The organism is Polaromonas aquatica, from assembly GCF_050626995.1.
Lineage (GTDB): Bacteria > Pseudomonadota > Gammaproteobacteria > Burkholderiales > Burkholderiaceae_C > Polaromonas > Polaromonas aquatica_A.
In genome coordinates, this window is the sequence record NZ_CP192467.1 from 1778235 (window position 1) to 1793216 (window position 14982).

The following is a 14982-nucleotide window of genomic DNA, read 5'->3' on the forward strand; positions in this document are numbered from 1 at the left end:
TTGGGGAAGTGCTACTCTTTTCATGCCTGATGCTACACAGTGGAACACCGTGAATCTGGCGCCCGCCGACCTTCCCAAGGATTCCGGCCGGTTTGATTTACCCATCGCCCTGGGAATCCTGGCGGCCAGCGGCCAGATAGACCCCCGAAAGCTGGAAGGCTATGAGTTTGCCGGGGAGTTGTCGCTGGGCGGTGATCTGCGGCCCATTCGGGGAGCGCTTGCCATGAGCCTTGCCTTGGCGCGCCCGCAGCGGCTGGCCGCCGAGAAACTGCCGAAACTGGTCTTGCCCGATGCCAGCGCCCAGGAAGCTGCGCTTGTCCCCGGGGCCGAAATCTTTATGGCGCACCATTTGCTGGATGTGGTGAGGCAGTTTTTGCCGGGGGACACTCCGGTTGAAGCGGGAGAAGGCTGGTCTCTCGTCAAGCCTGTCGTGTCTTCGGGGCAGGCCCCCTACCCTGACCTGGCTGATGTCAAAGGCCAGGCGGCAGCCCGGCGTGCCCTGGAAATTGCCGCGACCGGCGGACACAGCATTTTGATGATGGGGGCTCCCGGCTCCGGAAAATCCATGCTGGCGCAACGCTTTGCAGGCCTGCTGCCCGCCATGACCACCGAAGAAGCGCTGGAAAGCGCAGCGGTGGCATCACTGGGTGGCCGGTTCACGCTCGACAAATGGGCGATACGCCCCACTTGCGCACCGCACCATACTGCCAGCGCCGTGGCCCTTGTCGGGGGCGGTTCCCCGCCGCGGCCTGGTGAAATTTCCCTGGCACACCGCGGCGTGTTGTTTCTTGATGAGCTGCCCGAATTTCCACGGGCGGCGCTGGAAGCGCTGCGTGAACCGCTGGAGTCCGGCACCATCACCATTTCGCGGGCCGCCCAGCGTGCTGAATTTCCGGCGCGCTTTCAGCTGATTGCGGCCATGAACCCCTGCCCCTGCGGGTATCTGGGCTCCAGCTTGGGGGCCTGCCGCTGTTCGCCCGACCAGGTGTCGCGCTACCAGGGCAAGCTCAGTGGCCCGCTGCTGGATCGCATCGACCTGCATGTGGAGGTGGGAGCGCTTGCAGCGGACGAACTGGTCAACGCGCCACCGGGTGAGGGCACCGCCGTCATCAGGATCCGGGTTGCCACGGCACGTGATCGCGCAATCGCGCGGCAGGGCATTGCCAACCAGGCACTGGAAGGCCAGGCCATTGACGCGCAATGCCAACTCGATGACGCGGCCGCAAAATTCCTGAACACCGCGGCAGCGCGGCTAGGCTGGTCAGGCCGCAGCATCCATCGCTGCCTGAAAGTGGCGAGGACCATTGCTGACCTCGCGGGTGCTGAAGCTGTCCAGGTGACCCATGTTGCGGAAGCCGTGCAGTACCGCCGTGCGCTCAAGGCAGCGCACTGACGGCAGGGCAGATGACACGTGCGAAGCCGGCCGTTCCGTTCAATAGCTGGCAAGCACATTCAGGAACCAGCCCCGGCTGCGGTAAGACAGATCGGTCAGGTCATCCGAATATCTGGTGAAGTTGTACCCCACGCCCACTTTCACCCCCTTGCCAAGGTGGCGGTAGACGCCCAGGAGCATGCCGGCCTTCGCATCCTGCGCCTCTGTGGCTCGCAGATTGCGCCACTCCATCAATGCGTCCCACTCCTTGACCAGGTGAAGGTCCGCCCGGAAGATCAGGAGATCAGCGTGGCTGGAGAACCATTGCCCGCTGGCCACCGGCGTTTTCAGCTCGCCAATACGGAAGGCGTATTTTGCGCCGACGGAGAGCCATGGCTTCACATCGTAAATCGTGTCCACAGAAAACACCTGGCTTCGCTGCGCGTAGTCGGCCGCCTGGCCCGAAGGAGTCAGCTGGCCCGAGGTCGGCACGTTGTGCAGATGGGTGTACTTGAACAAGGTGTTCCAGCGATCGTTGTCTACCGGCCGGTAGGCACTGCCCAGGACAAACTCATGGTAGTTGCCATCCACAAATGCGCCCTGGCTGTTGCTTGAGCGCGAGACATTGAGCTTGCCCAGAACACGCCAGGCAGGGTCTACCTGCATCCCTACCGTGTTGCGCATCAGCCAGGTTGTGCGCTCCCCGGACACTTTGCTCCGGTCATTGCGCCACTCGAGGTTGCCGCCGTACTTCAGGCCGCCTTTTTTATAGCCGACCGAGCCGCCAAGTGCACGGCGCTTGAGGTCACCGGCCAACGGGTCAGACACAGTTCCGAACTCGACCTTGCCGCCCCAGTTCCAGCGGTCATTGGGTGACCAGTCCATGCCGAAAGCCTGCGTCAGGCTTTGCGGGCCGGCACCATTAACTGCGCGGCCTTCGCCGAAGACACGCAGCTGATCCGACACACGTGTACTGGCGCCAGAGACCAACGTTCCCTGGCGGCCGCGCCATGCCACGTCCGGGCTTTCGGTTTCCATCGTGTAGGCAAGGTAGGCATTGCTCCGGTCGGAGATGCGGTAGTCGGCGCCCAGCTTGCCGCCAACGCCCATGCTGCCGCTGGATGCTTCGCCGCTGAGCTTCACGCGTTCGCTGACTTGCAATGCACCACCCAGGCCCACGCGATTGTTGGGGTCGCGCGTAGCGTCGCGCTCCAGCGTGCCCTGGACATAACCGTAAGCTTCCCAGTTTTCCTTTTCGCCAGGTTTCCCGTCCGTGCGGTCGGGCCGGTAATCCGCCCTCACCTGCGCGTCCGTCCGGGATCCAGTCTGGGAGAGCAGCGGGCTGGCATTCGGTGTGACATTGGAACGGTCATCCGCGCGGACACCGACAGCGACTTCCCATTCGCTGTTCAGCGCCTGCCGCACAGCAAGCTCGGCGTTCTCGCTGTTCTGCAGATCGCCTTCGCGTTTGTCTGCCTTGGCCACGACGCGTGTACCGACGGCAACCTCTACATCAGCGGCGGCACCCGCTTGCCGAACCGCCTCGCCGCCTATGCCGATCTGCCCCGGGGCCGAGTACCCGCGGTCCCTGTTCTGGACATAAGAAGTGATTTTCCCCTTCATGCTGTCCGTGACTTCGGCCAGGTCCACCGAGCCTTCCACGCGTTCCGCACCCGCGGACTGGATGCCGCCGTTACTCAGCGTGTTGAATCCGAAACCACCATCAATAGAGGTCTGAGCACCATTGCCCGGGCCTTTGGAGTGGGCCGCTTCAAATTTCAGCCAGGTACCTGGCTTGTAGCGCAGCGTCCCGTCAATTCCCTTGAGCGTCTGGCTGGATCCGGTTTCGCCCTGGTGATAGCTGCTGGCACCCAGCTGCACATGGTCGCTCAACCATTGGCTGGCGCGAAGACCGGTCGACAGGTTGCTGATGGCGGTGACCCCCGGCGCAAATTCGTATGTCGTCACGAGGTAGACCGGCTGGCCGCCCACCGCCGACGCCATGATCAAGCCTGCGCCTGTGCCCGTTGCGGACAAGGGCGACTGCAGCAGGATGCGGCCTTGCAGGTAGTTGATCTCGTAGTCCTGCGTGGGCGCGAGTTCGCGGCGTTCAATCACCATACCGGAGTCCTTGTCGCGAACTTCAATCCAGACGCGCTCTGAGCCCTGCGTGATGTCCAGATGGCGCAAGTAATACAGCGAGCCGCCCGTACCGCGGAATTCCTCACGCGAAGCCAGCGTTCCCGGATCAGCGGCAAAGGCATCAATCTGGGTCTGCTTCTCACCATAAGTCGTGGCATCTTCGGAGCGGTAGCGCACTTGCGCACCATAGAGGCCGCGCGAGTACTGCATCAGCTCCGTTCCGCTCCACGAGGTCTGGAAGTTGCCCCACATGACGTACGAATCGCCTTTTTGCAGCTTGACAAAAAACTTGCCCTGCGTTGGCGCATCGTCCACCGTCGTGCTGTCATCGCCGTAGACGGGGTAATAGAGGTTGGGGTCAATGCTGCGCAGAAGGTACTTGGGGTCCTTGCTGGAAAAGTTGGAAAACAGGTCTTCGATGGGCCCTTCGCGAGTGTCCGCCGAAGCCGTCAACAACCACTCGCCCTTGATTTTTCCCTTAAGGTAAAAAGCGGCGCGGCCATCGACATACACCTTGTCTTCGTAGTGATTCAGGTCACCGGTCACCAGTTTGGCGGGGCCGGAGACATTGTTTTTCCCGACCGTCAAATCTCCCAGTGCCAGGTAGAACCAGTCATCTGCTGCGATGTTGAGGTTGCGGCGGAAAGTGCTTGCGCGCCCATCAGGTTGTTTCAGCGTTACCTCCACAGATTGCGGGCCTGCCGGCATGATCTGCTTCATGGCGAACTTGCCTTGCGCGTCGATCGGCAGTTCCAGCCCCAGCGCTTCAATGCGCTGGCCCGGCTTGAGGTTGGTGCCGTTGACGGTAACGGTGCCGCCTGTCACCGGAATGTTGCGCAGGGCCAGGCTATTTTCGCCATAGCCTGTCAGCCGCTCGCGCTCCAGCTTCTCCGCGTCTGCATTGACCGGCATGGCGCGCGTCAAAAGGTTCAGCGATTTCAGACTGGTCTCGTCGAAACGCCCCTGGGCGTCATAAACACGCAAAAGGTAGAACACCTGGTCGCCTGCCGTGTTGGCCGGAACGGTCCAGTTGAGCGCGCCTGACCATGTGATGGGCACGATCTCAAAAGGTTGCTCCTGTGTCTTCTGCCCTGCACGGAAAAACCGCAGCTCGGCTTTTTTGATCCAGGGAATGTAGTTCGACCAGGCCCGAAACTCCACCGCCTCGCCCTTGACGGCTGCATTGGGTGTGGCCCAGGCATTCATCACCGGCGCAATGGCCAGGCTGTCGTAGCGCACCTGGATGTCAGCCTTCTCAAGCGCAATGTCAGCGCACCGCTGGCCGTCTGCCTCATTGGGGATCTCGGAGGCATTGATGGGCTCGCCATCAATCGTGATGCGAAACGGCACAGTGGACTGCCCGACGGACTGCGGTGCGCAAGGCTTGGCGGCCGCCAGCGGAACGGGAACGGCGGTCGGCGCTGCGGCTCCGAACCACACGCGCAATTCAACACGGCGATTGCGCGCCATTCCTTCGGATGTTGCGTTTGATGCAAGCGGTTTGTTCTCGCCCGCACCTTCGATCGAATAGGTGACGGCGGGATTGTTCAGCTGTTGCTTCAGATAGGCTGCAACCGCCAGGGCACGGGCCTCGGAGAGCCCCTGGTTGTCCTTGAAAATCCGTCTGGTCTCCGGCGCCAGCCGCTGGTTGTCTGTGTGCCCGACAACGGCAATGCGCATGCCCGGAGACGTTGCACCTTTGGCACGTATCTCGGCAGCCAGTGCTTCGATAGATGCTTTGGCGGCAGGCATCAATTCGGCCTTGCCCGACACAAAAAGGCTCAGGCCGCTGGCTTCTTCCAGTGCCTTGTTGACGGAAGCAATGCTCTGCGGCACCTGCGCTGCGCGGCTGCGCATGCCTGCCGCCTCTTCCCGCGTAATGCCCGAAGGCAGTGGATAGTGGATAGCCGGCTGCACTTCCGCAGGAGGCGGAACCGAGAACAGGTCGATGCGGCCATTGTCAATCCGTTTTCCGCTGACTTCAGTGGCGGCCAAAGCAGGAGACCCCGCACAGAGGACGCTGACGGCTACGGCAATGGTGTGTGTACGGAAGTTCATTTCGCCGCCTCCAGCTCGGTTTCAATCATCAAGGGATGGAGGGGTTCACTGTCTGTTTCCGCACGCTCCTTCTTTCGTCTTTCCTTCCACAAGGCCTGTATCCGGTCACTGATCGCCGACACGCGTTTTTCCGCAAGCCCGGCCGCCTCCGCGCCGCGGCGATAGGCAATGCGCAGGATGGATGGACGCGCCACCAGTTGTGAAGGCAGTTTTTCCAGCGTCGCAAGATACGCGGGCTGCAACTGCGTGCTGTCGCTCAGGAATGCAGCGCCGGTGAGCTCGAGCCGGACCACACGGTGAACCGTCGCACCGAAGTTGAGCTTCACCATCTTGCCGCGTGTGACCCGGACGTCGCGCGGGTTCTCCGTGGTCAAGCGATAACCCGAGGGTAGGGTTCTCTCATCCACCTTCATCACGAAGTTGGAGCCCCGATCGGCGTTCGGGATCGCCGCGCAAGCCACATGGAAGCGTCCATCGTGGTCGCTGGTGACCAGCAAACCGCGCGCCGTTGCGATGCGGACATTCGCGATACCTGGTTCCCCTTCGTCCTGGTATCCGTTGGCGTTCTTGTCGTCAAAGACCTTGCCGATGATGTCGGAGCAATCAAAGGTGGGGTCGGGAACCACGCGCACCGTCGCGGTGGCCGTGTTGGACACCTGTGCATTGACAAGTGCATTGCGGGCAGCGACCTGGTTTATGTACGTGCCTTCCGACACACCGCTACCGACCACCAGCAGCATGCGCAAGGTTTTACGTTCACCTGCGGCAAATGTCTGCCCGGCCCAGGTGAGGTTGCGCCCGCTTACCGTGGGCTCAAGTGCCACACCGTTGAGTGATGCCGAGCCGGTGCGGTACCGGAAGCCCGCCGGGATCACATCCACGATATTGATGTTTCCAAGCACCGCATTCAGCGTGTTGGTCGCCGTGATGGTGTAGGGCACCAGGTCGCCGCGAACCACGTTGACCAGCGGCGTGCTCTTGGTCATCACAATCGCACCGCCCAGCACCGGGTCCAGCGGAATGTGGTTGTTCAGCACGTTGGCGGAACCGGGAATCGCGGCAAAGGTGAATGTGAAGAAGTACTGCGTCGTGGCCGCGCCTCCTGCAAGGGCCAGCGTGCTGTTGGGACAGGCTGCGGGGTTGTGCAGCGGCACGCCGGAACCCGGCGCGAAGTTGCTGTTCTGTACCAGCGCCGGATCGGGGCTGGGCGGTGCGAGGCCAACACCCAAGGTCGCTGTGCAGGCAGGAATCATCCCCGAGGGGCCGGGCAGGTAACCGGGCGGCGAGGTCACGGTGAGCGTGTACAGCGTGCCTCCCACAGGCGCACCACCCAGCAGCAGGAACTGGTAAGCGCCGTCTGCGCCTGTGGTCTGGCTCAGGCTGCCACCAATCACATCGGCAGCTGTCAGGCCGGGGGCTGAAAGTGTGACGATGGCGTTGGGCACAGGCTGACGGCTCACCGCGTCATAGATCACCCCGCTCGGATCCAGCGGCAGGCTCTGGGCCAAGGTCGTGGTGCCGGCAGTCAATGTCAGTTCACGCAGTGTTCCATCCGCATTGGTGGCGCCTGCCGGATTGGAGGTCGAATTGACCTGTCCATTGGTATAGGGCAATCCGGTCTCGTTGGGCACCGGGCGCCCATAGATACGGCCGCTGGTGGGTTCGCGGAAACGGATCTGGTAGCCAGAGCCAGGTGCCACGCTGGGGAAGCTGTAAGCACCATTGGCGCCAGAGGTGGTGGTACCCACCACCACGCCGCCCAGTGTCAGCTCGACGATCCAGCCAGACACCAGGGGCTCACCAGGGTCCTTGATGCGGTCATGGTTGAGATCGCGCCAGACAGTGCCCTGCACCGCTGCCACGTCGGAGATCGCCGTGGGGTCGGTTGCCGTGTTGTTGCCATCAAAGCCGCTCGGTTCGTTGCCGCCGGAAACCACAGCCGTGTTCACCAGAACCTGCCCGGACAAACCTGCGGCTACCGCGACACGCACTGTGATGACGGGCGCCGCCGCGCCGGAGGCGATCACACTGCTGGTGTTGCAGGTGACGGTTGTGGCGGTGTTGGAACAAGACCAGGTTGCGCCACCATTGACGGCAGCTACCGTCATGCCCACGGGCAAGGTATCGACCATGGTGACGGTTCCGGTCGTCGCCGCCGCGCCGATATTGGAAACACTGATGGTGTAGAAGCCTGTGCTGGATCCTTGGGCAAAACTGACCGGCGAGTGTGTTTTGGTGATCGCCAGATCAGGCGCATTGCCCGGAATTTCGGCGAAGTTGTTGTCAGCCGACACCGCGTTGGCGGTGGCGAGCGGAATCGTCGAGATCGAAGACACCGGGTTGGCCGGCAACGTCGGCGTTCCACCCGTGCTGCCGGCGATGGTTTGGCCATTGGTCGTGCCCGTCGCCTGCGGCAGGGGCTGCGTCACGGTGTAGCTACCCTGAGCCAGGCCGGTGAAGCTATAGGTCCCGTCGGCCAGTGTGACTGTTGACCTGGAAACAGCCAGCCCATTGACGTCGGTACCCGTCAGGTTAAGGGTCTGTCCGCCGATGCCGTGGTCACTTCCGTTCGCTGCACCGCTGTTGTCATAGTCCAGGAAAACCTTGCCGGAGATCGTGCCCCCATTGACTACCTCGGCGAAGTTGTTGCCGGCAGATGCCGTGTTGGGTGGCAACACGATGCTGCTGATCCGGCTCGGGGTAACGGCCGGTGTGGTCGCCGTTCCGGGCGTGCCGCCATTGGGAACTGCGCCTGCGGTGGTAATGCCGTTGGAAGTACCCGCTGGCTGCGCAGGCTCCACCACGCTGTAGGAGCCTGGCAGCAGGTTTGCGAACGAGTAGTTACCCGCCGCGTCGGTGACTGTGGTCGCGACCAGAGCATTGCCCCCCGCGTCCCGAAGTTCGATGGTGACGCCGGCCAGCGGATCGTCCGCGCCGTCCTGCGTGCCGTTGTTGTTCAGGTCCTTGAAAACCTTCCCGGAGATGGACGAAGGCACGACTTCGGCAAAGTTGTTGTTGACAGAGCCGGATACTTCAGCGCCGCCACCGTCACCGTTGAGGATAACGTTGGTGATCTGGCTGGTTGTAGCCGTTGGATTGGACGCCGTGCCGGCTGTACCTGTGCTGCCATTGACGCCGCTGATAGTGCCGGCGGTTGTGATGCCGTTGGTGGTGGCCGCAGGCTGCGCAGACTGGCACACGGAGTAGCTGCCGGCCGGCAATGCCGAGAACAGGTAATTGCCGAGCGCATCGGTGGTCCCGGTCGACAGCAGCGGGCCGCTGCAGTTTGCACCGCTGCGCAAATCAATACCGACCCCCGCGATCCCCGTGTCGGTACCGCTCTGGAAGATGCCGTCTGGCGTGACGCTGTTGTCCCTGAAAACCTTGCCGGAGATGTAGCCAAGGGTGCTGATCGTCAGCGTCGCATTGGCAGGCGCCTGGTTGTTGCCCAGATTGGTCTGCAGGGCACCCGCAGGAATGTTGTTGGTGTGCACACCCGCCGTCAGCCCTGTCACATTGACATCAATCGTGCAGCCCCCTGCGGGGATCGTGCCACCACTGTTAAGCCGCACGCTGGTGGCATTGGCTGCGGCCACTACCGTTCCTCCGCACGTCGTTGTCATGCCGGGAGTCGCCGTCAAACGGATCTGGCCGGGCGCCGTCGGGAGGACGTCGTCAAAGTTCGCACTCAAGGTCATGGCTGCGGCGTTCGTGTTGCCAATGACAATGCTCAAACGCGATACGCCGTTGGGCGGAATCACCGCAGGGGTGAACTGCTTGCCGACAGTCGGCGGAGTTGAGGTGATCAGCTGTGCGCTGGTGGGCTCCTGGTTGGTCACGCCCTCGGTGGTGGTAATGCTGCCGGTGGGGATTGTGTTGGTATACACACCCGAAATATTGCTCAGCACATTGACCGTGACGGTACAGAAACCATTGGCCGCGAGCGTGGCTCCGGTCAGGCGGACGCTGGTGGCGGACGCCGCCGCAACGACAGTGCCTCCCGCACAGGTCGTGGCCACGGCCGGCGTGGGCGCGACGACGAGTCCCGCGGGCAAGGCGTCCGTCAAGGCCATGCCGTTGAGCTGAGTGTTGTTGGGATTGTCGAAACGGATCGTCATCACCGACACCGCACCGGGCGCCTTGGTGTCGGAGCCGGTTGTGAACCCGACAGGATTACCCGCATCCAGTGTGCGGGCGCTGAAGGCCTTGTGCACCACAATCGGCGACCGTGCGCGCAGCGTATCGCTCGTAGGCTGGGTGTTCGCCAGTGCGTTGCCCCCGGCGGTAGCGGTCAGGGCATTGGCCGGAATGGTGTTGACATAGTCGCCTTGTGCCGCCACAAAGACATCAATTTCTGCCTGGCAGGTTGCCGGTACATTTCCCGTCGCAGCGACAATGATGCCGCCGGAGAGCTGCACCGAATTCGCCGTCGAGGAAACCGTCGCACCCTGGCATGTCGTCGTCGGGTTGGCACCACTTGGAATGGTCACGCCAGCCGGCAGGGTATCGGTCACCGTGAGGTTGCTGACGGGTTGTGACAGCGGGTTGTAAAAAGTGATCCGCAAGCGGGACCGGGTACCCGGGTTCACCAGGTTGGGCATGAACTGCTTGACGATGCCGATATTCGTGCTGATCGCCAGGCTGGTGGTAGCCGGGTTGGTATTCGTCAGGTTCTGGTCGGTCCTGACGGCACCGGCCGGGATGGTATTCGTGTTGCCGCCGGTCACGGCCGAGGTCACGTTGACCGACACCTGACAGGTCGCGTTTGCAGCCAGATTTGCGCCTGCCAGGCGGACCGATCGCGCGCCTGCCACCGCGGTCACAACACCGGCGGGGCACGTCGTCGCGGGCGCCGGGTCCGGCGTCAGCACCCATCCATTATTGGTCCCCCCTGAAACACCGCCAACGGTGAAGTGGTCGGTGAGGTCCAGATTCGTGACGGCCTGCGAACCATTGGCTATGTTGATCGTCAGCCGGCTCGGCTGGCCGGGGAAGGCCAGGGAACTGATGGAGGTCGTTTTGCTGACTGCCAGGCCAGTGGGCGGATTAAACAGCAGCGTGCCGGTCACGGCGCTGACATTGCGCACACCGCCGTCCGCCAGGATGCCGTCCGGTGGAATGCTGTTGACCCAGTTCGCACCGCCTGTCGCCACGACATCAAACAGGAAAGCGCAATTGCCGCCACCCGCGACGGTAGCGCCGGTCAGCGTCGCGCTTCCCGCCCCGGCAACCGCCGTGAACGAAGTGGTTCCTGCACAGGTTGTCTGTGCATTGGGCGGCGTTGCCAGCACCATACCTGCCGGGAGCGGGTCGGTCACGCTGACGTTGGTCAAGGCAAGCGCGCTGGAGTTCACGAGCTGTACCGTGACCGTTGATTTACCACCCGAAGACACAGCAGCCGGATTGAATGTCTTGTTTGCTGTCAGCGCGGATGTGTACGTCAAGGTCGCGGTGTTGGTCAGTACCGGAGCCAGGGTTTGGGTAGTACCGTTTCCGTAGGTTTGTGTGCCGCCGACCGTCGCAGTATTGGGATACACGCCGGCGGGCCCGACGACATCCACCTGCAGCACACAAGCCCCGTCTGCGCCCAGGCCATTGAGAAGACGGGCGGGAACAGTGCCGTTGTTGAGGCTTACCGAGGTGGCGCCGGCAACCGCCGTGATGGTAGGGCTGCCGCAGGTGCTTGCAGCGTTGGCCGGATTGGCAATGCGCAACTGGCCACCGCCGCTGTTTGCCAGCTGCAGCGTGTCCGAGATGGAAACATTGGTGAGCGGGTTGGCCGACTTGTTCGTCAGCGTGATGGTCATGCGGACGATGGTTCCTTCGGCATAGGTGCTGGTGCCTGGAGACGACTCAGCGAAAGCCTTGCTGGCAGCCAGCACATTCGCGTTGGTACCTACATTCGTGACATTCGAGCCGCCGCCGTTGCAGGTCGCACCCGCGTTGTAGCAAACGCCGCCGGCGGCAATCGAATTGGAGGCCGATGCGACGGTGACGGTAGACGCCATCGCCCACATGGTGATGACACAGGCACCGGGTACGCTGACGCTGGTGCGGGCCGGGAGTGTATCGACGACAAGAACCGGCGCGGTACTGCCCACCGGGCTCGCTGAGTTGACGTTGCCGCACCCTGCGCTGACGGTCGGGGTGTAGTTGATGCCGTTGATCGTGCCGGTGAGAAATGTCTGGCCCTGGGTGAAGTTGTCCGTCACCGATACATTGCTGATGGCCCCAGCACCATAGTTCTGCACGGTGATCTGGTAGCGGATCGGGTTGCCGGGCGACACCGGAGCCGTTGGCTGCACCGACTTGAGGACGCGCAGGTCGTCGGCGACCAGGATGGTGGCGGATACCGCCTGGCTCTTGATGGCGGCGTCTCCCACGTCAACGGCGCCTTCGGCAATGCTGTTGGTGTAGGTCACCGGAACGCCGTTGGCCTGGACAAAGCCTGTGTAAGTGACGGTGACCGTGCAGCTGCCGTTCGCGGGGATGGTGCCGCCGGTCAGTCGCACGCCCTTGTTGCTGTTGATGGCTGTGGCCGCACCCCCGGCGCAGCTGGTCACCGCAGAGGTGACGTTCAGCCCGGTCGCCGGATTGGCGCCGCCCAGGCCGTCAATCGGGTTGTCGTCGAAGGTCGTCACGTTGAGCGGGGTATTGCCGCTGTTGCTCAAAGTGATGGTGAAGGTGTTCGAAGAGCCGCTGGACAGCGAAGTGCCAGTGAACGCCTTGGCCACACCGAGCGGTGAGCGGACCGTCACATTGGCCTGCGCATTGGCTTGGGCGGGTATCCCAAGCGCGTTGGTGAAGTCGGTGCTCCGGTTGATGATGTTGTTCTGGGAGCCTGTCGTGAACTGACCGTTGGTCTGGTTTGCCTCCACGTTCACCACGAAGGTACAACTCCCGTTCGCCGGCAGATCTCCGGTACCTGTCACGCTGGTAGCACCCGCAACCACGGCGGGGTTGAACGCCGGTACGGGGCCGCTGGTGCAGCTCGCATTCGCGCCGGGCGCTGCCGCGACCTTCATGATGGCGCTGCCCCCGAGCTGCGGAAAGTTGTCGGTGAAGCTGAAACCGGCGATAGCCACCGGGTTCGGATTAGTCAGCGTGATGGTCAGGGGCGTCGAAGCGCTACCGAGCACCAGCGTCGGGCTGGTGAATGCCTTTGAAATTTGCGGCTGCTGCAATGCCCTGACCACGAAGGTCTGGGAAACATTTCCGACATTGCTGCCGACGTCGCTGGTTACCGCGCCGTTCAGGATTTCATACGCGTAAGAGGTCGCGTTGCCGGTCGAGGTGCCGACCGTGACTGGGACGTCGATAACGCACTGGCCATCAATCCCACCGACCGCGGCGGGTATGGTGGCAGCAGTCAGCGCCAGCGCCTGCGTTCCCTGGGCGGCGGTAAATGCCCCGCCGCAACCATTTGTCGCTGCAGCGGCCACGCTGAGGCCGTTCGGCAGAACGCCCGGAAGGCTGTTTCCGAAGGCGACGTTCGTTGCCGGGATGGGGTCGCTGTTGGACAGGGTAATTCGCAGGGTTGCCGTCTCGCCGGGATACATCCCCTGCGCCGGAATGATCGCGGTCACCGAGGCCGTCAAGGCCTGGGCCGCAACAGGCATCAATCCAATGACCAATCCGAGAGCGCCAGCGCGAAGCAGGGGACCGGCAACGGCTTTTGCCGGGAATTTCGAGGACAACAACATGGCAGTTCGACTCTGTGAATGCTTGGGACCGTGCCGGTAAGCAGTCCACGGGGAGCACCGAGTCAACGCTGGCTGGGAACGCACAGCCTTCACTCGGCATGTCTTATGTCAGACAACTTACCGGTAAGAAACTGTGCGCAGATTAACAATCTTGCGATTTTTGTAGTACTAAATTTCCCGTTTTGTTAGTTTCACGTGACAAAGATGGAACTTTTTAACAACTCCATTAACTCTACTTGTGTTTTTATGTAATTTTTCGTTGTAATTGCGCGAACGAAATGGACATTTTTGGCAACAGCAAAAACCGCGAAGGGCGCCGGTCACGGATGTGTTTTTTGCAAAGGAAGTTGCCACGGCCAAAGCTTCACCACCTACAGTGATGACCGCCACGGCCCATGCGGGGCTGCAAGCCTCGAATGGCCGAAAAGCCCGCGTGACGGCTATCGCCATGCGCCTCATCCACCCGGATGCGGGATTGCGAACGGCTTGGCGCAGAAAGGCCGCGCCTTCAAGGGGACATCGCCCTTTAAAGCTGTTTTTTTAAATTGGCGCTGTCCCGGCTCTGGAAAGGGCCATGAAACCGGCTTCCGCAGCCCGTCATCTTTCCGGGAAGAGGGGCTCAGCAGGGCACGCCGGCCTCAGTGCACATGCTGGGACCAGCGCTCTTTCGAGGCCCTGGCCTGGTCAGCGGTCGCCGGACCCTGGGGACGACTGCCGCTGCGCAGCGACAGGGGCTGGCGGCGGTTTGGGGCCATAACTGGCGCCGTCCTGGGTGCGTAAGGTCGACCCCTCGACCGTCACCCGGCTGCCAACGCTGGGCGCGTGAGCAACTTCCACCACGCGGTGCGAGCCGTCCTCCATGCGCACGCCGACCTGGTAAACCGTTTCCTTGCGCACATGCCCTTCAATGGCATTGCCGGCGAAACCGCCGCCCACCGCACCCAGGATGGTGGCGGCCGTGCGCCCTCCACCGTGGCCCACCTGATTACCGAGCACGGCGCCCAGTACGCCACCCGCCACAGCGCCGACACCCGGGCCGGCCGGCTTGCTGGAGCGCTCAACCGGTGTCACGGATTCCACCGCACCGCACATCTGGCACACAGGCGCCGGCGCCACAGCGACCGGGGCAGGGTATGGGGTTGGCGCGGGCGAGATGCCGGCATAACCCGGGGCAGGTGCGGGTTTGGGTGTGGGTTTAACCACCTTCCTGGTCGGCACCGGTGCCGGCTTGGCGGGCGCGGCAACCGGCTTTTCCACCAGGTCGTCCGCCGCCGTGGTGGCTGCGGCCGTGGGAGGCGCCGTTTGCGGAGTGGCTTGCGGTGCAGCAAGTGCCACCGGCGTCGCCGTGACCGGGTTGCGCAGCTGGTAGATCATGGTGCCGCCCATGGCCAGGACGGCTATGCCCAGTATGCCGACAGCGGCCCACAAGGGTTTGTTTGCCGATGAGGCCTGCTGGCCCGGCTGGAGCATTTCGGTGGATGTGTTCATGGCAGTTCCCTCTGATGAAATCGATCGCCCCTGCAATACGGGGTCATCGATGGTTGTTCAACGCTGTCCCATGCCGAAGGTAAACATGCATTGGCAGGCGGCGGTGTATTTATGTAAACGCAAGTTATTCTGCGGCAAAGTCGCAGTAAATGCGCCGTGCAGCGCTATCCCCAGGAGCAACCCCCAAAAGGGGACGCCCTCGCCCGGCGCAGCGAAGGG

4 protein-coding genes are annotated in these 14982 nt (G+C 62.6%); 1 reads left to right on the forward strand and 3 read right to left on the reverse strand.

The window, feature by feature from the left end; genetic code table 11:
* Window positions 1-22 precede the first annotated feature (22 nt).
* On the forward strand, window positions 23-1393 hold the full coding sequence (locus ACQ4MS_RS08585) for a YifB family Mg chelatase-like AAA ATPase (RefSeq protein WP_431099029.1): 1371 nt from the start codon (window positions 23-25) through the stop codon (window positions 1391-1393).
* Between the two features lie 39 nt (window positions 1394-1432).
* On the opposite strand, the gene ACQ4MS_RS08590 is transcribed toward ACQ4MS_RS08585, so the two are convergent.
* The 3 genes from ACQ4MS_RS08590 to ACQ4MS_RS08600 form a co-directional block, all read right to left on the reverse strand.
* Window positions 1433-5572: an OmpA family protein gene (locus ACQ4MS_RS08590; protein WP_431099030.1), complete on the reverse strand. Its 4140-nt coding sequence runs from the start codon at window positions 5570-5572 to the stop codon at window positions 1433-1435.
* Window positions 5569-13275: an SdrD B-like domain-containing protein gene (locus ACQ4MS_RS08595; RefSeq protein WP_431099031.1), complete on the reverse strand. Its 7707-nt coding sequence runs from the start codon at window positions 13273-13275 to the stop codon at window positions 5569-5571. The genes ACQ4MS_RS08590 and ACQ4MS_RS08595 overlap by 4 nt, the downstream gene beginning before the upstream one ends.
* A 684-nt stretch (window positions 13276-13959) precedes the next feature.
* A complete protein-coding gene (locus ACQ4MS_RS08600; RefSeq protein ID WP_431099032.1) occupies window positions 13960-14763 on the reverse strand; it encodes a glycine zipper 2TM domain-containing protein in 804 nt (267 codons plus the stop codon).
* Between the last annotated feature and the right edge of the window lie 219 nt (window positions 14764-14982).